Raw genomic sequence first — 22,220 nt, 5'->3', positions numbered from 1 at the left:
TTACCAATGCAAGCAGGCGCAGACCAGCTTGTTCAAACGTTGGCGTACCGTTGTTAGTGATTTTCTTTGAAAATTCCGCAGCTGCAGATAGTTCGCCGGCGAGAAGTGCTTGCCAACCGAAGACATGCAGGACGTCCGCATCGTCGCGGAATTCAGGCGGAACGTCGTGCTCCCAGACTGGGCGTTTGCCACAGCGTTCCGCCGCTTCGGCCCAGACGCTAAAAACGTTGGCCGAGGCGGGAAAGACGAGGCGTGCTTACTGGCCAACTCCAGGGCACGGTCATACTGTTGACGCAGCAGAGCACCTCGAATGTGGTTGCTCGCGGTCTTGTCATCGGCAGGAGTTAGGCCATAGGCACTATCAAAATCCTTGGCGGCAAACTCAAGGGATTCTTGCTGCCAATAGCAATGAGCACGTTGGGCAAACCACCGGGACCGCTGGTATATATCGAAGGCACCAAGGTTCTGCCCAAGAGATGTAAGTGACTCTAGCGCAGCAGCAAAACGCCCCTCCATTAGCATCTTCTTGACGCCGTCGAGCTGGCTGTCTACGAGCTTATCAAGCGAATCGAGGCGCGCATCTGGAATCGAATTGGTTGATACCCGTCCATTTGAGGCGGCGGAGGTTGTGGCTGCCGCCACAACCTGGAGCGCTTCCCGGTGGTCATCTAGCTTCCGCGATATTTCGTCCTGCTTGCGGGAGAACTCGAAAAAGGCGCCGCCGGCCATGTGCGGGGCGTACTGCCATTGCAGAGATGGATTGCTCTTGACGAGTACCTGGAGCGTATCCCAGAACGCTAGATTGACTGCGAATTTACCTTCTTGCTTACGTTCGTCCGTAAGTTTGGCGGCGTACGCAATCAGCTTTGCATCGTTCGCGGCGGTCGTCGCGATGATGAGTTCGCTTATAGCAGGGAGACGTTTCTCAACGAGGCCCCTGTCGGCGGCAGCCACTTCCTCGTCGATGATTGCTTGGGTCAGCTTCGCAAATGATTTCTGTTTGCATTGAATCCCAAAGCGACGCTCACCATCTCTTACAAAAACGTCCACTCCATATTGCTTTTGCCCAGAACGCCCATTCTTGGTTGCCGTGGGGTCATTGAATATTGTGCCGTAGACATTGTGGCAAAAATCCTCGAACCCTTGCGCGGTGTTCGGAGGCTGAATTCCGGTGCTCTCAGTCAACATGGACGGGTGGCGTGTGATTTATTTACTGAAAGCTATCGTAACCCGAAACATGACTCAAACGCGCCGCCTACACGGTTCGATAGACGGTGGCCTACCTTATGTCGGCTTTGGCTGTTACATGGAACCCCTCTCGTCCACAGCCGCATTGAAAGCAGATGTCATATTCAAATATTTGGGCGCGGGCAACCTCGGCGGTTAGGCGATGCCATGCGGGCGAGCGTGTGGAGCGGGAAAGGCGGTAGAACTGCTCGCCAACAAGCTACGCCTCGGCCAGCAAGGAGTGTCCGTGCTCAGTCGGGGTACTGTTTGCAAACCAAACAGAACTTCATTCGTTCCTCGGTGGCGTTGCTGAACACTTTCCTTTACGCCTTGCCAGTAACGGTGTCCGGTCGGTCAGGGGAGGCCGTAAACGGAACATCTCAAGATTCCGTAAACGAGACTATTCGAAATCAGCACCGGATACCTCCCGGTGAACCCCCTCACTCCACCGTCACCGATTTAGCAAGATTCCTCGGCTTATCGATATCCGTTCCCCTTGCCAACGCAGCGTGATAAGCCAGCAACTGCATCGGCACCGTATGCAGAATCGGCGAAAGCGGCCCGTAGTACTCGTTGAGCCGAATCACCTCGATCCCTTCACTCGGCACCAACCCGCAGTCCACATCGGCGAACACGAAAAGCCTGCCGTTCCGCGCACTGACCTCGTGCATGTTCGACCGGAGCTTTTCGAGCAGCACGTCATTCGGCGCCACCGCAATCACCGGCATTTCATTACTGACCAACGCCAGCGGCCCATGCTTCAACTCTCCGGCGGGATAAGCCTCCGCGTGGATATACGAAATCTCCTTCATCTTCAGCGCGCCTTCGAGCGCGATCGGATAATGCATCCCGCGTCCGAGAAACAGCATGTTGTCGCGTCGCGCGAGCAGCTCCGACCAGCCCATGATCTGCGGCTCCAGCGCGAGCACCTTCGACATCGCATCGGGCAGATGCCGCAGCGCACGCAGATGCGCCTTCTCGTCGTCATCGCTCAACCGCCCGCGCACCTGCGCCAGTGACAAAGTCAGCAAGAACAGCGCCACGAGCTGCGTCGTGAAAGCCTTCGTCGAAGCCACGCCGATCTCGATTCCCGCACGCGTGACGAACTGCAGCGCGCATTCGCGCATCAGCGCGCTCGTCGCGACGTTGCAGATCGCGAGCGTATGCATCATCCCGCGCTGCTTCGCGACATGCACGGCGCCGAGCACGTCGGCCGTCTCGCCGCTCTGCGACACCGCGACGACCAGCGTGCGCGGATTCGGGACGCTGTCGCGATAGCGAAACTCGCTCGCGATCTCGACGCTCGCCGGCAGCTTCGCGATGCTCTCGATCCAGTATTTCGCGGTCAGCGCCGCGTGATAGCTGCCGCCGCACGCGAGCAGCAACACCGAATCGACGTCGTTGAACACGCGCCACGCGCCGTCGCCGAACAGCTCGGGCATGATCGATCCGACATCGAGCAACGTATCGGCCACCGCCTGCGGCTGCTCGAAGATTTCCTTCTGCATGTAGTAGCGATACGCGCCGAGGTCCGCCGCGCCGCTGTGCGCGGCCACGCGCTGCACCGCGCGCTCGACGCGCTGTCCGGCCGCATCGACGATCCAGTAGCGATGCAGCTGAATATCGGCGACGTCGCCATTCTCGAGGTAGGCGATGCGATCGGTGATGCCCGACAACGCGATCGCATCCGACGCCAGGAAATTCTCGCCATCGCCGACACCGACGACGAGCGGCATCCCGTCGCGCGCGCCGACGATCCGGTGCGGTTCGTCGCGGCACATCACCGCGATCGCATAGCTGCCGCGCAGCCGCGCGACCGCGCGGCGCACCGCGTCGAACAGGTCGCCGTCATACAGGTGGTCGATCAGATGCGCGATCGCTTCGCTGTCGGTCTGGCTCGCGAACACGTAACCGTGCGCCTGCAATTGCGCGCGCAGTTGATCGCAGTTCTCGATGATCCCGTTGTGCGACAGCGCGATGCGCGCGTTGTCGTCGCTCGGCGAGAAGTGCGGGTGCGCGTTGAGCGTGACGGGCGCGCCATGCGTTGCCCAGCGCGTATGCGCGATGCCGGTGTAGCCGGACAGCGCGTGCGCGGCGATCTCGCGCTGCAGGTTGGCGACGCGGTCGACGCTGCGCGCGCGCGCCAGCGCACGGTCGCGATAGACCACGACGCCGCACGAGTCGTAGCCGCGGTATTCGAGCCGCTTCAGCCCGTCGACGAGGTTCGGCAGGATGTCCCGCTGGGCAACCGCCCCGACAATTCCACACATATCGCGCTCCGTAAATGTCCTGTCTGGACCCGTGACAGCAATGGTAGAAGTGGTTGAGTGGAATTAAATTTCAAAATACGACAGAAAATGAAACAGACAATGGATCTGATATCGTGTTGAAATTAAATTTCACAACCTTGACCGGAAGGAGCCGCCGATGGCCGGCATCACGCTCGACGATCTCGACCTACGCATTCTCGCGATCCTGCAGGACGACGCATCGGTGTCGAACCTGCAACTCGCCGAGCGCGCGCTGTCGTCGCCGCCGACGTGCATGCGCCGCGTGCGGCGGCTGACGGAAGCGGGCGTGATCCGTCGCCAGGTTGCGGTGCTCGACCCGGTCGCGATCGGCACGGCCGTCACGGCCTTGATCGAGATCAGCCTCGACCGGCAGACGGCGGAAGACTACGACGCGTTCGAGGCTTACGTGTGCGCGGAGCCGGCGGTTACGCAGTGCTATCGCGTGTCGCCGGGGCCGGATTTCGTGGTGGTGGCCGATCTGGCCGACGTCGCCGAATACGACGCGTTCGCGCGGCGGCTGTTCACCGGCGCATCGAACGTCCGCAACGTGCGGACGTTCTTCTCGACGCATCGCGCGAAGTTCGAGGCGAACGCGCGGGTCACGCATGCGATGCGCAAGCGCGGCGACGACTAGACCGCACGACACGCGTCGAACGGTGTACGCGCGATGTCAGAACGCGAACGTCTGCTGCCTCGGATGGCGTTCGCCGCGCGCGAACCCGGCGCCTTCGAGCGACAGCAACGCGCGCTTCCGTTCGATGCCGCCTGCATACCCGGTCAGGCTGCCGGAAGCGCCGATCACGCGATGGCACGGCACCATGATCGACACGGGATTGCGGCCGACCGCGCCGCCGACGGCGCGCGCGGCACTCATCGGCAGCCCGACGCGTTCGGTGATGTCGCCGTACGACACGAGTTCGCCGAACGGAATCGCGAGCAATTCCTTCCACACGCTGCGCTGAAACGCGGTGCCGCGCAGATGAATCGGCACCGAGAAGGTTTCGCGCGTGCCGGTGAAATATTCCGCGACTTCGTCGGCAACCTTGCGCGCGAGCGGCGACGCGTTGCGTGCATCCGCATCCGGTGCGATTGCCAGCGACGGATAGTATTTCTGGCCGACGAAGAAGAGGCCCGTCAGGGCATCGTCCTCGATACGGATGGCGATGTCGCCCAGCGGGCTCGGAATCAGATGAGCGGGAGTCATCGCGAAGCGTCTCCATGAAGGTGCCACACGTGCTGCATCCGTTTCTACCCCTAGAGCCAGAGCAGGCCAAAGCTTGCAGTCGCGAAAAGTATAAAGGTCAGACCGACAAAGGCCTTTCGTGGTGCGACCGTGTGAATCAATCTTGCTGCGGCTACAGGCAGCAAGACCAGTGCAGCGGAGAGAAATGCAGCCGGTGCGGCAACCAACCACGTCAGCATGTAATAGATGAGAAAGAATATCGCGAAGACAAGAGAAAGGCATCCGCCAATCACAACAGGGTTGGTTAGGTGCGGAACGTTGATTCCGACGAGCGTGGCGATTTTATAGAGTGGTTGGGAAAGCGTTGCCATGAATGAAGTTCCGAGGATTACATCGAAAACCCCAAGAATCACCGGGCCAAAAATCATGAGTCCCACCTGAGGTCTCATTCCCGTGATTGCATTTTTGTGATCCATGCACCATTTTATTGAAAACCACCCGAAAAGGCTTACCATCCCGATGCTCGATAGGTAGCCAGCTAGGAAGCGATTTGGTCCGGCAATTTTTGGAATAATAAAAAATGCGGCAATCGATACTATTGATATATATCGATAGAATTTCTTCAGGGAATTTAATCCTTCGATTACCTTGATGTCCCTCAGTCGATCATTAAAGCTTCCGTAACCATCTTCAAGATATGCTACGAAATCATTGATCTTTGGGTTCTGGCGCGCCATGTCGCCAGCCCAATAGAAGCCGATGAGAATTTGAAGGCTGGCGAAAAAAATCTTGAGCATGGCGATGGTCTTTTTTTGCTGTGGAATTTTTAGAGCTTGGCTTTATGCGGGTGTACTTGATTGGATGATCTTTTTGTAAAGATGTACTTCGTGATGGAGCATCAGTTGTTCCCTGCACAGAGCCACCGAATTGCGCTAAATAGCTCGCATGCGATGCGTGAGCATCTGCGTTGTAAGGCGGAGCCTTTGAGATTTACGAATCGCAATTGTTCGGTGCGTGTGTTTCCAGGTCGGGGCGGAGGTTGCCGTTAATCTGCTTTGCCTTTGCCTTTGCCTTTGCCTTTGCCTTTGCCTTTGCCTTTGCCTTTGCCTTTGCCTTTGCCTTTGCCTTTGCCCTTGCCCTTGCCCTTGCCCTTGCCCTTGCCATTCCATTGACCACGCACATGATGCGTCGCTCGTCGAACTCTTGCATTGCACGTAAGCATGCCTCGATTGGCGAGGCGACGACTGGAATTTATTCGAATTGATCTGCGTTCTGATCCCGGCGTGTGGAACTTGCGTGGTCATGGTTCGTGGCGAAGGGAAGCGATCATCTGAGCGTAGGAGGACATCCAATCTCAGGTTGTGTCCCGAAAAAACGGTTAATGCCACTCTGCGGAACAGTCATCTCTTTTTGCGCGGCCGGATTTGAGATGACTCATCGAAATCCCCGACTGACACGGCACCGGGCCAAGCCCTATTCTTTGAAAAACGTTTTCCAGAACTCGACGGACGAGCAGCCGGGCCACGCAAAAGGCGGGCCGCCGTCCGCCCCGGCGCCCGTCGCCGGTCACGGACAGACACCATCCAGCGGCGCGACGGGCGCGGCCGCGCATCGGAGACACTCATGCAATCTGCCGTCGTCGGCGCGGTGCGCGCGGCCGCCAGCCGCTACCGCTGGACCGTCTGTGCGCTGCTGTTCTTCGCGACCGTCATCAACTACATGGATCGACAGATCCTCGGCCTGCTCGCGCCGATGCTCCAGCACGACATCGGCTGGAGCCAGGTGCAGTACGGCCGCATCGTGATGGCGTTTTCCGCGTTCTACGCGATCGGCCTGCTCGGCTTCGGGCGCATCGTCGACTGGCTCGGCACGCGCATCTCGTATGCGGTCGCGATGCTGGTGTGGAGCATCGCGGCGATGCTGCACGCGGCGGTCGGCTCCGTGATGGGCTTCGCGGCCGTGCGCGCGCTGCTCGGGATCGGCGAGGGCGGCAACTTCCCGGCCGCGATCAAGACGACGGCCGAATGGTTTCCGCGTCGCGAGCGCGCGCTCGCCACCGGCATCTTCAACTCGGGCGCGAACATCGGCGCGGTGTTCGCGCCGGCGATCATCCCGGCGATCGCGGTGGCCTACGGATGGCGCGCTGCATTCGTGATCGTCGGCGCGATCGGCATCGTGTGGCTCGCGGTCTGGCTGGTGATGTATCGCACGGCCGACACGCGCGCGCTCGCCGCCGAATACGACGAGCCGCGCGACGAAGCCGAAGCGCTCGACGCGGCGAACGCGGATGCCGGTGCGCCGCGCTGGGGCGAACTGATCCGCAAGCGCGAAACGTGGGCGTTCCTGATCGGCAAGTTCCTGACCGACCCGGTGTGGTGGTTCTACCTGTTCTGGCTGCCGAAGTGGCTCAACGAGTCGCGCGGGATGGACATGCAGCATATCGGCCTGCCGCTCGTGTGCATCTATGCGCTGACGACGGTCGGCAGCATCGGCGGCGGCTGGCTGTCGTCGATGCTGTTGCGCGCGGGCTGGAGCGTGAACGGCGCGCGCAAGACGGCGATGCTGATCTGCGCCTGCTGCGTGCTGCCGATCGCGTTCGTGTCGCAGGTGCAGAGCCTGTGGATCGCGGTGCTGATCGTCGGCTTGGCGGCGGCCGCGCACCAGGGCTGGTCGGCGAACCTGTTCACGACGGCGTCCGACCTGTTCCCGCGCCGCGCGGTCGCGTCGGTGGTCGGCATCGGCGGGATGGCCGGTTCGATCGGCGGCGTGCTGTTCTCGGAAGTGATCGGCCAGGTGCTGCAACGCACGGGCCATTACTGGGTGCTGTTCGCGATCGGCGCGCTGGCCTATCTGCTCGCGCTGGCGGTCATGCACATGCTCACACCGAAGATGAAGCCCGCGAAGCTCGACGCTTGATCGCGTGCCGGAAAACGAACGCGCCGCCCCGGAGGCGGCGCGTTTTCATGTGCGATGGACGGAGGCGGCGTGACGACGAAGAGGCGGCAGGCGGCGGACGCGACCGCGCGCTTCAACCGGCCGCGGCCGTCGACGCACGCATGATCAGCCGCGGCTCGAACGTCGAATAGCTCGCGTCGGTGCGCCCGGCGAGCGCGTCGATCAGCTTCTGCATCGCGAGTTCGCCCATGTTCTCGCTCTGGATGTCGATGGTGGTCAACGCGGGCGCCGCGTATGCGCCGTACGGCACGTTGTCGACGCCGGCGACGGACACGTCCTGCGGCAGCCGGAACCCGAGCGACGCGGCTTCCTTCATGAAGCCGAGCGCGATCAGGTCGTTGTAGCAGATCACGGCCTGCGGGCGGTGCGGCCCGAGCATCACGCGCGAGCATGCGCGCTCGCCGGCTTCGGCGGTCGGCGCATGCGCGTCGTGCACGTCGAGCGTGAGCCCCGCTTCGGCGAGACAGTCGCGCGCGCCCTGGATCCGTTCGTCGTTCACGCGCGCGGTGCCGAAACCGAGGTACGCGATGCGCGTATGGCCGAGATTGAGCAGGTGACGCGCGAGCATGTAGGTGGCGAGCCGGTTGTCGATGCCGACGCTCGGGATCGGCAGGCCGGGGCTGCGACGCAGCAGCACGAGCGGCTTGTGCAGGTCGAGCATCCAGCCGGCCTGGTCGTCGGGCATCCGCGTGCTGACGATCAGCCCGTCGACGCGTTGCGCGAGCGCCTCGATCAGCGAGCGTTCGCGCGCCTGGTTCTCTTCGGTATCGACGAGCAGCAGCGTGTAGTCGTGCTGGAGCGCGACGCGGTTCGCGCCCTTGACGACGTTCGTGAAGTGCGGGTTGCTGATGTCGAGGATCACGAGGCCGATGGTGCGCGTGCGCCCGGTGATCATCGAGCGCGCGAGCGGGTTCGAACGGTAGCCGAGCCGCTCGATCGCTTCCTTGAGCCGCGCTTCGACGGTCGGCGAAAAGCGCTGCGTGCCGTTCACGTACTTGGATACCGTCGCGACCGACACACCGGCTTCCGCCGCCACGTCGCGGATCGTCGGGGAAACTTTTTTCATCGGAAGGGTAACGTTTTCGTTCGATTGCACCGGATTGTGGCAGAAAAAGCCGGCGTCCGGCCGCCGACCGGTATCGGGAAAGTGCGGATGGCTGCGAGCGGATTCGACCATTGACGGTCGGCTTTCGTCCCGCGTATAGTTGGAAAACGTTTTCCGGTTCAGCCCGGTTTCGGGCGACGTCCAGGACACTTCAGAACAGATTCAAGGAGATTCGATGAACGCCACATCCACCGGCGCACGCAAGCCGTTCGGGCGCCTGCTGCTGACCGGCGCGGCCGGCAACCTTGGCCGTCAGGTGCGCGGCGCGCTGGCGAACTGGGCCGACGTCGTGCGCGTGAGCGACATCGCCGCGCTGGACGACGCGGCCCCGCATGAAGAAATCCGGGTCGTCGATCTCGCGGACCGGCCGGCGGTGATGGCGCTCGTCGACGGCGTCGACGCGATCGTCCACCTCGGCGGCATTTCGGTCGACGCGCCGTTCGACGATCTCGTCGATGCGAACATCACCGGCACGTACAACCTGTACGAAGCCGCGCGCAAGCACGGCGTGAAGCGCGTCGTGTTCGCGAGCTCGAACCATGCGATCGGTTTTCATCCGGTCACGGAAGTGCTCGACGCCGATTCGCCGCAGCGTCCGGACAGCCTGTATGGCGTGACGAAGTGCTTCGGCGAGTCGCTGTCGCGCTACTACTTCGACCGCTTCGGGATCGAGACGGTGTGCCTGCGGATCGGCTCGTCGTTCGAGGCGCCGAAGAATCCGCGCATGCTGGTGACGTTCCTCAGCTATCGCGACTTCATCGAGCTCGTGCGCTGCTCGCTGCTGACGAACCGCGTCGGGCACGCGATCGTCTACGGCGTGTCGGACAACCCGGTGAAATGGTGGGACAACACGAAGGCCGGCTTCCTCGGCTACCGGCCGCAGGACAGCTCCGAGCAGTTCGCCGGGCTGTTCCCGGTGACGGCGCCGACCGCCGAGTACGACGATCCCGCGCAGCGCTACCAGGGCGGTGGTTTCGTCGTTGGCGAGCCGATGGAGCGCAACGCGAAGTAGGCATCGTGGGCGTTGCCGGCATTGCCGGTCAGCGCAGGATGTCCGTCGCCTTGTGCCGTTCGTCCACGCCGTCGATCAGGATCAACGGGCCGCTCGCATGCCGCGCGCGCAGCGGCTGGATCCGCCGGTACGCGTCCGATTCGTACCACGTGCGCGCCGTATCAAGATCGGGAAACGCAATCGCGATCAGGTCGCCGCGCCACACGCCTTCGCGCACGTCGGGCCGCGCGCCGTGAATCACGAAATGACCGTCGAACGGCGCGAGCGTGCCGTCGATGCGTTCGAGGTATTCGACGATGTCGTCGCACATTTCAACGTCGTGCAGGTGGGCGATGGCGTAGGCGGTCATGGCAGGCTCCGTGGCGTCGATCGGTGAAGCCATGATCGGAGCGCCGGCGGCGCGCGTCGATTACCTGCGACGTAAGCATTTCCATGTGGCCGTGCGCGATGCCGGCCGCGCGCGGGCCACACATACCGCGCGCCGCACGTCACGGACATCGCGCGCGCGACCGACTCACGCGCGCTTGCGGATCGGCCGCGGGCGCGGCACAGCGGCCGGCGCCGATTCCGACTCCGCCGCTTCCTTGCACAGCTTGTCGAGCATGCGTTGCGCGGCGCCCGCGCAATCCTCGCCGGCGGGCTTGTTCTCGATCTCGTCGATCAGCGCCTGCAGGTTGCGCCGGTTCTGCGCGAGCCGCTGTTCGAGCAGCGCGATTTCGTCGACCTTGTGCCGCAACGCCTGCAGCAGTTCGTCGCGCGGCCACGCGCCGAGATCGGGCGGCAGCACCGCGCGGATCTCGTCGAGCGCGAAGCCCGCGCGCTGCGCGCGGTCGATGATCGCGAGCCGCGTCAGCGCTTCCGGCCCGTATTCCCGATAACCGTTCGCCTGCCGGCGCGCCGGCTCGAGCAGGCCGCTCGCTTCGTAGAAGCGGATGCGCGACGCCGCGATGCCGCTGGTTCGCGCCAGCTCGCCGATCTTCATCGTTGTGCTCCGGAGGGGGCTTGACCTTGAAGCTGACTTTAAAGTTATGGTTGGGCATCGTCAATCGAGGATGTCCACCATGAACCTGTTTGCGCCCCTCACGCTGCCCAATGGCGCGGTGATCCCGAACCGGCTCGCCAAGGCCGCGATGGAAGAGAACATGGCCGATGCGGACCACGCGCCGTCCGACGCGTTGCTGCGCCTGTACCAGGCGTGGGCGGACGGCCGGGCGGGCCTGATCCTGACCGGCAACGTGATGGTGGACGGCCGCGCGATGACGGGGCCGAACGGTGTCGTGCTCGACAGCGATGCGCATCTCGACCGCTTCCGGCGCTGGGCGCAGGTCGCGCGCTCCGGCGGCGCGCACGCGTGGATGCAGATCAACCACCCGGGGCGCCAGATGCAGGCGGCGCTCGGCCAGACGACGCTCGCGCCGTCGGCCGTGCCGCTCGCGCTCGGCGCGCTGTCGAAGCAGTTCCCGGTGCCGAAGGAGATGACGGAAGCCGACATCGTCGACGTGCGGCGGCGCTTCGTGCGCACCGCGCAGCTCGCCGAGCAGAGCGGCTTCACCGGCGTGCAGATCCACGCGGCGCACGGCTATCTGCTGAGCCAGTTCCTGTCGCCGCTGACGAACCGCCGGCAGGACGCGTGGGGCGGCAGCATCGAGCATCGCGCGCGGCTGCTGCTCGACATCGTGCGCGAGGTGCGCGCGACGGTGTCGCCGGCGTTCGTCGTGTCGGTCAAGCTGAATTCGGCCGACTTCCAGCGCGGCGGCTTCAGCGCGGACGATGCGAAGCGCGTCGTCGAGCTGCTGAATCCGCTCGGCGTCGACCTCGTCGAGTTGTCGGGCGGCAGCTACGAAGTGCCGGCGATGCAGGGCGAGGCGCGCGACGGGCGCACGCTGGCCCGCGAAGCGTATTTCCTCGAATTCGCGCGGGACATCGCGGCCGTCGCGGCCATGCCGCTGATGGTCACGGGCGGGATCCGGCGCCGCGCGGTGGCCGAGCAGGTGGTCGCCAGCGGCGTGGCGATGGTCGGCATCGCGACCGCGCTGTCGATCGAGCCGAACCTGCCGCGCGACTGGCAGGCCGGCAAGGACAGCGCGCCGGCGCTGCAGCCGATCCGCTGGAAGAACAAGGCGCTGGGTGCGCTGGCGAACATGGCCGTCGTGAAGTTCCAGCTCGCGCGGTTGAGTGTCGGGCGGCGCACGCACCCGGGCGTGTCGCCGCTGCGCGCGCTGGTGTCGCAGCAACTCGCCGCGCAGTGCCAGACGCGGCGTTACCGCAAGTGGATGGCGGGGCGGGCGGCGCGCTAGCCGCGAAGGCGCGGCGTCGGGCTGCCCGATGCCCGCTCACACCGGATACGCGTCGTCGACCTTCAGGTTCGCGAGCCGGAACAGCGTGCGCAGCGTCTGCGGATGAATGTCGCGGTGCGCGGCGAGCGACGTCAGCATGAAGTCGAGGACCTTCGCGTAGCGCAACAGCACGAGGCAGCGCGCGAGATCCGCGTTGCCGCCGCGCATGCCTTCCGCGTAGTTGACCATCTGGGTCGACAGCGTGCGTGCCATCTCGAGTTCCATCTGCTGTTTTTCCGTCCATTCGGGCTGCGGCTGTTCGAGCAGTTTCGCGAGAAAGATCTGGAACGACGTATCGGATGAGTTGGGCAGCGCATCCATGAAGAGCCTCATCACTTGCGTGGATCGTTCGGGCGTGTCCGATGGAGGCCCCGATCCGGGTTCATGTCCGCGCCGATCGGCGGCGCGATTGTCATCCGATGGGAATGCAGGTTCCGTACCAGCCGCGCGATCGAAGTGTTGAGCAATGTTGACGCGGGGTGCGGCAGCGGTCATCGCGTCCCGCCGATACTGGCTTTCACGAAAAATCGAGAAGGGCGTCCATACGCCGTGCGCGATCGCGAGGGGCAGCGCGGCAGGGGCCGGACGAATGAAATGCTTCATCGATGTAACGTAACGCCGGGCTGAAACGGGCCGTGTGTTTCGTCGACGAATCGGGGGAACGTCGTGTCGCGCGTGTGCCGGTGCCGCTCCGGGCGTCGGCCCGAGGTCGGGACGGTCTCGCGCGGCGAGCCGCGGCGTCACCCGCTTCACGACGAACGCTCGCGACGCATGCGCCGGATGTTTCATATCCGAGACGTCTCGTTCGCCGCATGCCGGATGCGTGCGCAACCTGTGTCGCGCGCGCCGCCCAACTGGCCCAGCGAATAACCGGAGAACTGTCCATGGGCATCCGCGCCGTGTTTGCGAACAATCACCGCATCATCTCCGCGAGGTTCGACATGAGCGTCCACGCCTTCTTCTCGGCCAATCTGCTGCTGGCCTACACGGCCTATTTCGTCGGTACGGCCAGCCCCGGCCCGAGCAATCTCGCGATCATGTCGGTCGCCGCGAACCACGGCCGCAAGGCGGCGCTCGCGTTCGCGCTCGGCGTCATCTCGGGCTCGATGTTCTGGGCGACGGTGGCCGCGCTGGGCGTGTCGGCCGCGCTGCTCGCATGGTCGCAGCTGCTGGTCGCGATCAAGCTGTTCGGCGGCGTGTACCTGCTGTGGCTCGCGTTCAAGTCGGGTCGCACCGCGTGGTCGGCCAAGGCGGCGGCCACGCCGAAGGCGACGGCAGACCGGAAGCTGTCGCGCTTCTACGTGCGCGGCGCGATGCTGCATCTGACGAATCCGAAAGCGATCCTGGTGTGGGTGTCGATCGTCGCGTTGTCGTCGAACGGCGCGGGCGCGTCGCACGGCGCGGTCGTGCCGGGCTGCATCGCGATCGGATGCCTGGTGTTCGGCGGCTATGCGCTGGTGTTCTCGACGGACGGCGCACGCCGGCTGTACGTGCGCGGCCGCCGCGCGATGGAAGCGTGTCTCGCCGTGGTGTTCGGCGTGGCGGGGATCCGGTTGCTGGCGTCGAACGTTTGAAACGTGTGAAACGTGTGAGCGGACAGCCCGCACGCGTGCAACCAGACGAACGATCCGCCGCGCGAACACGCGGCGGATCGGCTTCGGCGCTTCAGAAAATGAAGCCGGTGTTGACGAACTTCGAGTAGTGATCCGACACGATCGAATCGAGCAGTTGCTTGCTGCCGTCGGTCTGCTTCGCCGCGACCATCGAGCGGATCGAGAACGCGCGCAGCGCGTCGGTCACCGACAGCGTGCCTTCCGCCGAATCCTTGCGCCCCGCGAACGGGAACACGTCCGGCCCGCGCTGGCATTGGCAGTTGATGTTCACGCGGCACACCTGGTTCACGAGCGGATCGACGAGCGCGCCGATCTGCGCCGGATCGGAACCGAAGATGCTGACCTGCTGGCCGTGCTCCGACGTCGTCACGTAGTCGAGCGCGGTTTCCACGTCGTCGAACGGCGCGACCGGAATGATCGGCCCGAACTGTTCCTCGCGATACAGCTTCATCCCTTCGGACACTGGATACACGACGGCCGGGTAGAACAGCGTCTTGCTGAATTCGCCGCCCGAATGGTTGACGACCTGCGCGCCCCTGGCCTTCGCGTCGTCGATCGCGTCGGTCATGTACGCGGTGCGATGCATGCCCGGCAGCGGCGTGATGCTGACGCCTTTCTCCCACGGCATGCCGATCTTCAGCTGTTCGAGCGCGGCGGTGAAGCGCTTCAGGAATTCGTCGACGATCGAGCGATGCACGAGCAGCATCTTCAGCGCGGTACAGCGCTGGCCGTTGAACGACAGCGCGCCGAGCAGGCATTCCTTCACGGTGAGATCGAGATCGGCGTCGGGCAGCACGATCGCCGCGTTCTTCGCATCGAGGCCGAGGATCGCGCGCAGGCGGTGCGACTTCGGATGCTGCTTCTTCAGGTGATCGGCGACCTTGCTCGAGCCGATCAGCGCGAGCACGTTGATCTTGCCCGACGCGAGCATGTGCGGCACGACCACCGCGCCCGGCGCGTAGATCGTGTTGATCACGCCTTTCGGGAACGCGTCGCGGAACGCCTCGAGCAGCGGCTCGAACAGCAGCGTGCCGTATTGCGGCGGCTTGAACACCACGGTGTTGCCCATCAGCAGCGCGGGGATCAGCGTCGCGAAGGTCTCGTTCAGCGGATAGTTGTACGGCCCCATGCACAGCACGACGCCGAGCGGCGTGCGGCGGATCTGGCCGATCGTGCCTTCCGCGATCACGAAGCGCGAGTTCGCGTTGTCGAGCTCCTTCAGCGCGTCGATCGTCTGCGTCATGTACGTGACGGTGCGGTCGAACTCCTTCTGCGAATCGGCGAGGCTCTTGCCGATCTCCCACATGATCAGGTTCACGACCAGCTCGCGCTGCGCGACCATCCGCTTGATGAAGTCCTGCATGCACGCGATGCGCTGCTCGACCTTCATCGTCGGCCACTCGCCGCGGCCCGAGTCGTACGCGCGCACCGCGGCGTCGAGCGCCGCATCGCTTTCCGTCTCGCCCATCACCGGATAGCTGCCGATCTCCATCTGCGCGACGCTGCCGTCCGGCTGGCGCACGCACACGGGCGACAGCACGGTCTTGGTCGCGCCGTCCCACGGGCGCAACGCGCCGTCGACCAGCGACACGCGCTGGTGGATCGGCGCGGCGAGCCGAAACTCGGCGGGGATGTCTTGATAGGCGGGAAACAGCTGCTGCAAGGAGGCGGAATCGGGCATGACGGTCTCGTTTGACGGGGTGTCCGGGAAGGACGGGCGATGCGGAATCCTGAGCTGAACGATCCTCGATCCTGAATCGGCATCATGACGCGCGGACGAAGCGACGTCACGTGGCGTCACGCGACGGCGTGGCCGAAACGCGGAATGGAACCAGTTCCATTTAAAAGGAACGCCGAACCGATTGCAAGATTTGCCGAATGCGATCGCGCGACGCGTAAGCGATTTGAAGGAATGTGTCCGAATGGCGGGTATAAGCGGCGTAGAGCGTGCGCAAACGTTTCACTTCGGCCGGATTGGGCGGATAATGGCCCGACGCGGCGAAGAAAAAATTGCCCCGGAACCTGAGAGAAAATATACGCAGTGAAGAAAAGAGAGAAGGTCCGCCGCGCTGCCGAAGCGAGGTCGGCTGCCCGGAGCGCCGGGTCGGGGTTGCCCGGCTCGGCGCGCACCGGACTTTGAATGCGTCCCGCCTGCCTTACCCCGATCTTTCGCAATCCTCTTCAGCGTTCCCCGTCGCAGTTTCCCCGAATCCACCTTTTTCCATTGCGGCAGCCGCATACGGCGGCCGGTTGGATCCTTTCTTTTACACGAGCCAGGCGGCTCGATAGCGCAAAACCGAAAGGCATTCGTCAGGAATGCGCGGCGCGAATGCGCGCTCGCGTTGCGGGCAGGCGACACGCCGAAAATTAACTAAAAACACGAATCATTCTCGTTTATTATTTCGCCCCATTACGAGCCGTGACGACACGTTACGGCTTTTTTCGTGCCGGTCGTGCCGCCCGGCAGGCACGACGGGGCGGTCCTCCGCGCGCGTCGTCTTCCTGACGGAAAGGGCTTCGCCGGTCGATGCGCCACGCGAGTCGCGCGCTGGCCGGACACGTTCCGTTTGCCGTTTTTATTCCACACCTCTACGTTCACGATGAAACTCAACAAGAGCGCCCGTCATGCGCTTCTGATCGCCACGGCGCTGGCTGGCGCCCGCACTTCGTTTGCCCAGGCGAGCGATGCCGCCGCGACCCTGCCCGCGATCTCCGTCAACGCGGCCGCCGACCACGCGTCGTACGACGGTGGCCGCTCGCGCGCCGCGACCAAGACCGACATGTCGCTGATGGACGTGCCGCAGACGGTGAACGTCGTCCCGCACGCGGTGATCGAGGACCAGAACGCCACGTCGATGCAGGATGCGCTGCGCAACGTGCCGGGCGTCGGCTTCTCGGTGGGCGACGGCCAGCGCGACCAGATCACGATCCGCGGCTTCAACAGCATTACGGACCAGTACGTCGACGGCATTCGCGACGATGCGCTGTACTACCGCGACCTGTCGAACGTCGATCGCGTCGAGGTGCTGAAAGGGCCGGCCGCCGTGCTGTACGGGCGCGGCTCGGCGGGCGGTATCGTGAACCGCGTGCTGAAGCGGCCGCAGGCGAACCCGGTGAACGACGTGGGCGTGACGCTCGGCACGCGCGGCGAGCGGCGCGGCGAATTCGACCTCGGCTGGAATGCGAACGACGCCGCACGCTTTCGCCTTACCGGCGCGGCCGAAAACTCGAACAGCTTCCGCGACCAGTTTCAGCTCAACCGGCAGGCGATCGCGCCGTCCGCGCAGTTCAAGCTCGACAGCGACACGGTGCTGAACGTCGAATTCGACTATCTGCACGATCGCCGTACGTCGGACCAGGGGCTGCCAGCGTACCGCGGCCGGCCCGTCGATGTGCCGATCAACACGTATTTCGGTTCGGCCGATGGGGGGAACAGCTCATACAACGACATCTCCGCGAAGAGCGCGACGGTGTCGCTCGATCGTCGCATCAGCGATTCGTTGTCGTTTCACGGCGCGATCCGTGCGTACGACTTCTCGCTCGAACGCAAGAACTACGTGACGTTCGAGCCGATCAGGACGTCCGCGCATCCGGTCGTCACGCTCGACCAGTCGACGCGCCAGCGCACCGACCACGGCATCGACGGGCTGTTCGAGCTCACGCAGAAGACATCGCTGTTCGGCATGCGCCACGAGCTGCTGTACGGGCTCGAACTCTCGCAGCAGCAGAAATTCGACACGGTCTACAGCGTGACGAAGGTCGCGACCTACGATCTCTTCAATCCGCAGCAGGTGGTCCTGCCCGGCGTGCCGACCGGCGCGCGGGCGAAGACGAACGCATCGACCGTGGTCGGGCTCACGGGCGTCTACGCGCAGGACCTGATCTCGCTGACCGAACACTGGAAGGTGCTCGCGGGGCTGCGCTTCGACTACCTGAGCCAGATCCGGCATGACTACACGTCGTCGAACGTCAATCTCGACCGGACCGATCACGCGTGGAGCCCGCGCGTCGGCCTGATCTATGAACCGCTCGAATGGCTGACGGTGTACGGCTCGTTCAGCCAGTCGTTCTCGCCGCTGGCCGATACGCTGATCAGTTCCGGCGCGTTCGCGAACGGCGCCGCGCTCGCACCGCAGAAGACCACCGCGTATGAAGTCGGCTCGCGCTTCGACCTTGGCGGCAAGGCGACGGCCAGCGTTGCGCTGTTCGACATGCGCCAGACCAATCAGCAGATCGGCGACCCGGCGAACCCGGGCTATGCGCTGCCGATCGGCACGCAGCACGTGCGCGGGATGGAGCTCGGCTTCACCGGCGAGATTGCGCCGAAGTGGTCGGTGTATGCGGGTTACGCGTATATGAACGGCACGGTCGACGGCTCCCCGCAATCGACGGCGGCCGGCCTCACGGTGTCGAGCAACACGCCGGGGCTGATGCCCCGCCACAGCGCGAACCTGTGGCTCAAGCGCGAGCTGCCGTACGGCTTCTATGCGGCGGCCGGCATGCAGTTCCAGTCGGCGCGCTATACGTCGGCGAGCGATCTGGTCACGCTGCCGTCGTTTACCGTATTCAACCTGGGGGCCGGCTATCGCAGCAAGAAGGTCGACGTGACGCTCACGCTCGACAATCTGTTCAATCGCCGCTACTTCATCGCCGCGCACGGCAACGCGGACCTGTACAACATGCCCGGCGATCCGCGTACGCTGACCGCCACGGTGAAGTGGCACATGTGACGCACGTCACGCATGTGGTGCGCGACAATGCGGGTCATCGTCGTGATGGCCCGCCCTCCGGATCTGAACACGGCGTGCCCGGGGCTGGAAACGCCTGACGGTGCGCGGCTGGCGAGGGTCGTCGCGGCCGGTGTGCCGGTGCGGCACGCATGCAATGCCGCCGCGCCGTGAATAGCCGGAAGCGCCGTTATTCGACGTCCTCGTCATCCTCCGCGTCGCCGTTCTCCTCCCCCTCCCGTCCCGGCGCCGCATACGCGCTCGCCTGCTCCAGCAACCACGCACGGAACGATTCCAGCGGCTTGCTGTGACTGAACTCCGTCGGATACACGAGGTAGTACGCCGAATCGCCGACCGTCGCCGCGTCGCACGGCACGACGAGGCCGAGCTGCTGCAACTGTTCCTCGACGAAGAACTTCGGCACCAGCGCGATCCCGAGCCCGGCCGCGGCCGCGCTGATCAGCATCGTGTGCAGCTCGTAGCGCACGCCCTGCATCGTGCGGATGTCCTCGACGCCATGCGTCTCGAACCACTGCGCCCAAGCGCCGGGACGCGTCGTCGAGTGCAGCAGCGGATACGCGAGCAGATCCTCCACGCGTTCGACCGGCCCGTCGAGCAGCGCCGGCGAGCAGATCGGCACGACTTCCTCGCCGAACAGGTAGTCGGACGACGTGCCGGGCCAGGTCGGCTTGCCGTAGTGGATCGCGGCCTCGAAGTGCGTGTCCTCGAACGAGAACAGGTCGGTGCGGCTGCCCATGTTCACGCGCACGTCCGGCGTGCGGTCGTAGAAACTCTTGATGCGCGGGATCAGCCAGTGCGACGCGAAGGTCGGCAGCACCGCGAGCTCCAGATAGCCGCCGCCGCTGCCGTGCGCGATGATCGACAGCGTGTCGCGATCGAGCGCCTCCAGCGCGCGCCGCACCTGCGTGCCGTACAGCTTGCCGGCGCGCGTCAGCACGACGCGCTGCTTCACGCGCGCGAACAGCCGCACGCCGAGGCTCGCCTCGAGTGTCGCAATCTGCCGCGATACCGCGCTTTCGGTCAGGAACAGCTCCTTGGCCGCGTGCGTGAAGCTTTCGTGGCGCGCCGCGGCTTCGAAAGCCACGAGCGCACCCATGTTGGGGATCTTGAATTTGCGCATGATGCTCGTTTTGTCTGACGAACGGACCCGCCCGCGGCGGGCCGGAGGACGAATGCGGTGACGGCCGATAATTCCAAAAACTCATCACGTGTCAATTTAATCTCGCTTTACGCCCCGCTGCAACCCTTTGAATAATGCATCCCACGCAAGGCCAGGCGCCCGCTGGGCGGCCGGCCATTCGAGTTGCCGGCACGCTTGCCGGCGGTCCCCCGAACACGAGAATCCTGATGCGCAATCCGAATATCGAGAGCCTGCTGACGAAGCTGCTGGGACAGGCGAAGACCGACGCCCTGTTCGCGACCCTGAACATGCCGGCCATCCTCGACGAATGGGAAACCGACGTCGTCACGCGCGCGGAAATCGCGCAGGCGATGAACATGGCGCTGTTCGAAGGGCTGCTCGAACGTTCGGCGAACGGCCGCGCTTACACGGCCGACGCGATCGAAAACGGCGGCTCGGTCTACTTCGACCACGGCGCGCTGCGCACGGTGCGCTGGCCGCACACGGGCGCGCTGCCGCCGGGCGAAGCCGCGTTCACGCGCATCCTGCGTCCGCTCGGCTTCCGCCTGAACGGCCGTTATCCGCTCGACAAGCTCGGCATGACCGGCCGCGCATATGCGCATGAGGACGCGCCGGACGAGATCGCGCAGTTCTTCGTCAGCGAACTGCATCCGGAGCGCTTCTCCCGGGAATTCCAGCAGGCCGTGACGAACGTCGTGAGCTCGTCGCGCGATCCGCTGTCGCCGGCGGCCGTCGCGTTGCTGTGGGAGATCGAGCGCGAAGGCTGGCTGCCGCTCGACGCCGCGCATGCGCTGCTGCCGGAGATCGTCGGCGCGTTCGCGCGCCAGCACGACCTGCCGAGCGAACTCGATTACGAGACGCTGCTGCTCGAATCGGCCGAGATGGCGTGGATCGCGACCGAAGGCAACGCGTTCAACCACGCGACCGATCGCGTGACCGACGTGTTCAAGCTGTCCGACGACGAGAAGGCGAAGGGCCGGCCGATGAAGCCGGAAGTCGAGCGCTCGCGTTCGGGCCGCGTGTTCCAGACCGCGTATCGCGCGGACATCGTCGAGCGCGAATTCCGCACGCGCGACGGCGGGACCGTGAAGCGCAACGTGCCGGGCTCGTTCTACGAATTCATCACGCGCCGCCGCACGTTCGACCAGGCGGCGCGCCGCTGGGTGACGGACCTGCGTTTCGACGCGGGCAACGCGCAAGGCATCTTCAAGATGACGGCGAACGCGGCGAAGTAAGCGCGACGCACGCAGACGAACGGGCCGGCGGCTGATGACAGCCGCCGGCCCGTTTGCATTGGATGGGCGTCGCGATCGTCAGAACAGGTGCGTGACCAGATAGAACAGCACCAGCACGCCGAGCGGTACGCCGAGCAGCCATGCGATCAGATATTTGCCCATGTCGTGATCCTCCGCGTGGCCGCGACGCAGGACGCATCGCGGCGGGGTGAGACGACCGGCGCGTCAAAGCTCGCGATCGAATTCCTTCAACTGCTTCTCGGCTTCGTCGCGCGCGATCCCGTAACGTTCCTGGATCCGGCCGGTCAGATACTCGCGATTGCCTTCGGCGACCGCGAGGTCGTCGTCGGTCAGCTTGCCCCACTTGGCCTTCAGCTTGCCGGTCAGCTGCTTCCATTGACCCTTGATCTTGTCTTCGTTCATGGTGTGCTCCTGGAGTAAGGGGAGAAAAGCGCGACGCTCGGCCGCGCGACAGCTCAGGCCTTCGCCTTCAGGCCGGATGCGTCGACGTGCTTCACGCCCTTGATCGAGCGCGTCACGGCGACGGCCTTCTTCACCGCGACCTTCGACGGCAGCACGCCCGTCAGCGTGACGACGCCGTCGACCGTCTTCACGCCGACGTGGACGCTTTTCACGCCATCCGTGGTCGCGAGTTCGCTCTTCACCTTGGTCGTGATCCATGTATCGGTGACGGGCTGGTTCGATTCGGTCTTCATGCCGTCGTCGGTCGACGATGCCGCCTGTGCGTTCGTGAGCGGAGCGGCGCAAAGCAGGAACGCCGCGCTGACGGCGAGCAGCGCCGACAGGTTCGAGGTCTTGTTCATGGATGTGCTCCTTCGATTGGCGTGGTGGATGGGGAATCTGCGCAGGCGCGCCGCGCGTTACCGCGCGATCGGCGTGTCGTAGCCGGGCTCGCGCGGCGGCATGTCGGGGCGCGGCACGTCGGGCGGCAGCGGCACCGGCGGATCGGTGCCGGGCGACGGTTCGGGCGGATTGTCCGGGGCCGGCTCGGGGCGCGTCGGATCGGGTGTCTGATGGAGCTTCATCAGGTGATCCTCCTCTGCGGTATGAAAGGGCGGCGCGTGGGCGCCGATGCAGTACCAGCGTACCGGCGCGAATGCACGCGGACATCGCGCAAATTCACCGGATCGGCTAGTGCGTTTGCACGGGGACGGAACGAAGGAGCGGGAACGGGAAGTGCGTCGTGTGCGCCGTGATGCGCGCGAGGCGGGATGCCGGCGCGCCACCCGCGCCGCGCGCGGCTCGGCGGGATGGCGCACGCAGGCGGCGCGGCATGCGAATGTACTATTGCGCAGGGTGCATCCGCGCCTGTCGCCGGCATCGGCGCGCACGCGATCATCGCGTGCACGCGCC

21 protein-coding genes are annotated in these 22,220 nt (G+C 64.5%); 8 read left to right on the top strand and 13 right to left on the bottom strand.

Annotation, left to right across the window (positions count from 1 at the left end):
* Both WS45_RS34345 and glmS read right to left on the bottom strand, forming a co-directional pair.
* Positions 1-1,188, bottom strand: coding sequence for a hypothetical protein (locus tag WS45_RS34345; protein WP_059702919.1), 1,188 nt, complete (start codon positions 1,186-1,188; stop codon positions 1-3).
* Between the two features lie 479 nt (positions 1,189-1,667).
* Positions 1,668-3,497: a glutamine--fructose-6-phosphate transaminase (isomerizing) gene (glmS, locus tag WS45_RS29205; RefSeq protein WP_059702917.1), complete on the bottom strand. Its 1,830-nt coding sequence runs from the start codon at positions 3,495-3,497 to the stop codon at positions 1,668-1,670.
* Positions 3,498-3,654: 157 nt separating this feature from the next.
* Here glmS and WS45_RS29200 point away from each other — a divergent pair, with 157 nt between their 5' ends.
* On the top strand, positions 3,655-4,152 hold the full coding sequence (locus WS45_RS29200) for an Lrp/AsnC family transcriptional regulator (RefSeq protein ID WP_059532325.1): 498 nt from the start codon (positions 3,655-3,657) through the stop codon (positions 4,150-4,152).
* 36 nt (positions 4,153-4,188) lie between these two features.
* On the opposite strand, the gene WS45_RS29195 is transcribed toward WS45_RS29200, so the two are convergent.
* Both WS45_RS29195 and WS45_RS29190 read right to left on the bottom strand, forming a co-directional pair.
* On the bottom strand, positions 4,189-4,722 hold the full coding sequence (locus tag WS45_RS29195; protein WP_059702915.1) for a methylated-DNA--[protein]-cysteine S-methyltransferase: 534 nt from the start codon (positions 4,720-4,722) through the stop codon (positions 4,189-4,191).
* A gap of 50 nt (positions 4,723-4,772) precedes the next feature.
* Positions 4,773-5,498, bottom strand: a complete 726-nt coding sequence (locus WS45_RS29190; protein WP_059702913.1) for a hypothetical protein — start codon at positions 5,496-5,498, stop codon at positions 4,773-4,775.
* Between the two features lie 242 nt (positions 5,499-5,740).
* Here WS45_RS29190 and WS45_RS35825 point away from each other — a divergent pair, with 242 nt between their 5' ends.
* Complete coding sequence (locus tag WS45_RS35825; RefSeq protein WP_179950409.1) at positions 5,741-5,965, top strand: hypothetical protein; 225 nt, start codon at positions 5,741-5,743, stop codon at positions 5,963-5,965.
* 359 nt (positions 5,966-6,324) lie between these two features.
* Positions 6,325-7,617 carry an MFS transporter gene (locus WS45_RS29180; RefSeq protein WP_059532316.1) on the top strand — a complete coding sequence of 431 codons (1,293 nt, stop codon included), beginning with the start codon at positions 6,325-6,327 and terminating at the stop codon, positions 7,615-7,617.
* Positions 7,618-7,729: 112 nt separating this feature from the next.
* On the opposite strand, the gene WS45_RS29175 is transcribed toward WS45_RS29180, so the two are convergent.
* Positions 7,730-8,833: a LacI family DNA-binding transcriptional regulator gene (locus WS45_RS29175; protein WP_059532313.1), complete on the bottom strand. Its 1,104-nt coding sequence runs from the start codon at positions 8,831-8,833 to the stop codon at positions 7,730-7,732.
* A 103-nt stretch (positions 8,834-8,936) separates the two neighbouring features.
* Between WS45_RS29175 and WS45_RS29170 the strand changes: the two genes are divergently transcribed.
* Entirely contained in the window at positions 8,937-9,773 is an 837-nt protein-coding gene (locus tag WS45_RS29170; RefSeq protein ID WP_059702908.1) for an NAD-dependent epimerase/dehydratase family protein, read from the top strand.
* A 28-nt stretch (positions 9,774-9,801) separates the two neighbouring features.
* Here the strand turns inward: WS45_RS29170 and WS45_RS29165 are convergent, their stop codons facing one another.
* A complete protein-coding gene (locus WS45_RS29165) occupies positions 9,802-10,122 on the bottom strand; it encodes a DUF1330 domain-containing protein (RefSeq protein ID WP_059532307.1) in 321 nt (106 codons plus the stop codon).
* Positions 10,123-10,287: 165 nt separating this feature from the next.
* Positions 10,288-10,755 carry a MerR family transcriptional regulator gene (locus WS45_RS29160; RefSeq protein WP_059690392.1) on the bottom strand — a complete coding sequence of 156 codons (468 nt, stop codon included), beginning with the start codon at positions 10,753-10,755 and terminating at the stop codon, positions 10,288-10,290.
* Positions 10,756-10,834: 79 nt separating this feature from the next.
* Here WS45_RS29160 and WS45_RS29155 point away from each other — a divergent pair, with 79 nt between their 5' ends.
* Positions 10,835-12,070 carry an NADH:flavin oxidoreductase/NADH oxidase family protein gene (locus tag WS45_RS29155; RefSeq protein ID WP_059532301.1) on the top strand — a complete coding sequence of 412 codons (1,236 nt, stop codon included), beginning with the start codon at positions 10,835-10,837 and terminating at the stop codon, positions 12,068-12,070.
* A 36-nt stretch (positions 12,071-12,106) separates the two neighbouring features.
* Here WS45_RS29155 and WS45_RS29150 read toward each other — a convergent pair whose 3' ends face one another.
* On the bottom strand, positions 12,107-12,430 hold the full coding sequence (locus WS45_RS29150; RefSeq protein WP_059466123.1) for a hypothetical protein: 324 nt from the start codon (positions 12,428-12,430) through the stop codon (positions 12,107-12,109).
* Between the two features lie 620 nt (positions 12,431-13,050).
* On the opposite strand from WS45_RS29150, the gene WS45_RS29145 reads away from it, so the two are divergent.
* Positions 13,051-13,683: a LysE family translocator gene (locus tag WS45_RS29145; protein ID WP_059532440.1), complete on the top strand. Its 633-nt coding sequence runs from the start codon at positions 13,051-13,053 to the stop codon at positions 13,681-13,683.
* Between the two features lie 91 nt (positions 13,684-13,774).
* Here the strand turns inward: WS45_RS29145 and WS45_RS29140 are convergent, their stop codons facing one another.
* A complete protein-coding gene (locus WS45_RS29140) occupies positions 13,775-15,403 on the bottom strand; it encodes an NADP-dependent glyceraldehyde-3-phosphate dehydrogenase (protein ID WP_059690390.1) in 1,629 nt (542 codons plus the stop codon).
* 919 nt (positions 15,404-16,322) lie between these two features.
* On the opposite strand from WS45_RS29140, the gene WS45_RS29135 reads away from it, so the two are divergent.
* Complete coding sequence (locus tag WS45_RS29135; protein WP_059702907.1) at positions 16,323-18,452, top strand: TonB-dependent receptor; 2,130 nt, start codon at positions 16,323-16,325, stop codon at positions 18,450-18,452.
* Positions 18,453-18,639: 187 nt separating this feature from the next.
* On the opposite strand, the gene WS45_RS29130 is transcribed toward WS45_RS29135, so the two are convergent.
* Positions 18,640-19,590 carry a LysR family transcriptional regulator gene (locus WS45_RS29130; protein WP_059702905.1) on the bottom strand — a complete coding sequence of 317 codons (951 nt, stop codon included), beginning with the start codon at positions 19,588-19,590 and terminating at the stop codon, positions 18,640-18,642.
* A 227-nt stretch (positions 19,591-19,817) separates the two neighbouring features.
* On the opposite strand from WS45_RS29130, the gene WS45_RS29125 reads away from it, so the two are divergent.
* Positions 19,818-20,846, top strand: a complete 1,029-nt coding sequence (locus tag WS45_RS29125; RefSeq protein ID WP_059690385.1) for a DUF1338 domain-containing protein — start codon at positions 19,818-19,820, stop codon at positions 20,844-20,846.
* A gap of 225 nt (positions 20,847-21,071) precedes the next feature.
* Here the strand turns inward: WS45_RS29125 and WS45_RS29120 are convergent, their stop codons facing one another.
* Genes WS45_RS29120 through WS45_RS35820 form a run of 3 tightly spaced genes read right to left on the bottom strand, consistent with a single transcriptional unit; the run spans position 21,072 to position 21,892 of the window.
* Positions 21,072-21,269, bottom strand: coding sequence for a CsbD family protein (locus WS45_RS29120; protein WP_059532275.1), 198 nt, complete (start codon positions 21,267-21,269; stop codon positions 21,072-21,074).
* Between the two features lie 53 nt (positions 21,270-21,322).
* The gene (locus WS45_RS29115) at positions 21,323-21,670 is read right to left on the bottom strand and encodes a BON domain-containing protein (RefSeq protein ID WP_059702903.1); all 348 of its coding nucleotides are present in this window, start codon (positions 21,668-21,670) and stop codon (positions 21,323-21,325) included.
* A 57-nt stretch (positions 21,671-21,727) separates the two neighbouring features.
* Positions 21,728-21,892 carry a hypothetical protein gene (locus WS45_RS35820; protein WP_167357956.1) on the bottom strand — a complete coding sequence of 55 codons (165 nt, stop codon included), beginning with the start codon at positions 21,890-21,892 and terminating at the stop codon, positions 21,728-21,730.
* Positions 21,893-22,220 lie beyond the last annotated feature (328 nt).

The sequence above is a fragment of the Burkholderia sp. RF2-non_BP3 genome, from assembly GCF_001522185.1.
GTDB lineage: Bacteria > Pseudomonadota > Gammaproteobacteria > Burkholderiales > Burkholderiaceae > Burkholderia > Burkholderia diffusa.
The sequence above is the reverse complement of the archived record's forward strand: the minus strand, read 5'-3'. Positions and strand labels throughout refer to the sequence as shown.

Bases quoted from the DNA above. Each gene is read 5' to 3' on its own strand.
- WS45_RS34345 (WP_059702919.1), bottom strand. From the start codon at position 1,188: ATGTTGACTGAGAGCACCGGAATTCAGCCTCCGAACACCGCGCAAGGG.
- glmS (WP_059702917.1), bottom strand. From the start codon at position 3,497: ATGTGTGGAATTGTCGGGGCGGTTGCCCAGCGGGACATCCTGCCGAAC.
- WS45_RS29200 (WP_059532325.1), top strand. From the start codon at position 3,655: ATGGCCGGCATCACGCTCGACGATCTCGACCTACGCATTCTCGCGATC.
- WS45_RS29195 (WP_059702915.1), bottom strand. From the start codon at position 4,722: ATGACTCCCGCTCATCTGATTCCGAGCCCGCTGGGCGACATCGCCATC.
- WS45_RS29190 (WP_059702913.1), bottom strand. From the start codon at position 5,498: ATGCTCAAGATTTTTTTCGCCAGCCTTCAAATTCTCATCGGCTTCTAT.
- WS45_RS29180 (WP_059532316.1), top strand. From the start codon at position 6,325: ATGCAATCTGCCGTCGTCGGCGCGGTGCGCGCGGCCGCCAGCCGCTAC.
- WS45_RS29175 (WP_059532313.1), bottom strand. From the start codon at position 8,833: ATGGTCGAATCCGCTCGCAGCCATCCGCACTTTCCCGATACCGGTCGG.
- WS45_RS29170 (WP_059702908.1), top strand. From the start codon at position 8,937: ATGAACGCCACATCCACCGGCGCACGCAAGCCGTTCGGGCGCCTGCTG.
- WS45_RS29165 (WP_059532307.1), bottom strand. From the start codon at position 10,122: ATGACCGCCTACGCCATCGCCCACCTGCACGACGTTGAAATGTGCGAC.
- WS45_RS29160 (WP_059690392.1), bottom strand. From the start codon at position 10,755: ATGAAGATCGGCGAGCTGGCGCGAACCAGCGGCATCGCGGCGTCGCGC.
- WS45_RS29155 (WP_059532301.1), top strand. From the start codon at position 10,835: ATGAACCTGTTTGCGCCCCTCACGCTGCCCAATGGCGCGGTGATCCCG.
- WS45_RS29150 (WP_059466123.1), bottom strand. From the start codon at position 12,430: ATGGATGCGCTGCCCAACTCATCCGATACGTCGTTCCAGATCTTTCTC.
- WS45_RS29145 (WP_059532440.1), top strand. From the start codon at position 13,051: ATGAGCGTCCACGCCTTCTTCTCGGCCAATCTGCTGCTGGCCTACACG.
- WS45_RS29140 (WP_059690390.1), bottom strand. From the start codon at position 15,403: ATGCCCGATTCCGCCTCCTTGCAGCAGCTGTTTCCCGCCTATCAAGAC.
- WS45_RS29135 (WP_059702907.1), top strand. From the start codon at position 16,323: ATGAAACTCAACAAGAGCGCCCGTCATGCGCTTCTGATCGCCACGGCG.
- WS45_RS29130 (WP_059702905.1), bottom strand. From the start codon at position 19,590: ATGCGCAAATTCAAGATCCCCAACATGGGTGCGCTCGTGGCTTTCGAA.
- WS45_RS29125 (WP_059690385.1), top strand. From the start codon at position 19,818: ATGCGCAATCCGAATATCGAGAGCCTGCTGACGAAGCTGCTGGGACAG.
- WS45_RS29120 (WP_059532275.1), bottom strand. From the start codon at position 21,269: ATGAACGAAGACAAGATCAAGGGTCAATGGAAGCAGCTGACCGGCAAG.
- WS45_RS29115 (WP_059702903.1), bottom strand. From the start codon at position 21,670: ATGAACAAGACCTCGAACCTGTCGGCGCTGCTCGCCGTCAGCGCGGCG.
- WS45_RS35820 (WP_167357956.1), bottom strand. From the start codon at position 21,892: ATGAAGCTCCATCAGACACCCGATCCGACGCGCCCCGAGCCGGCCCCG.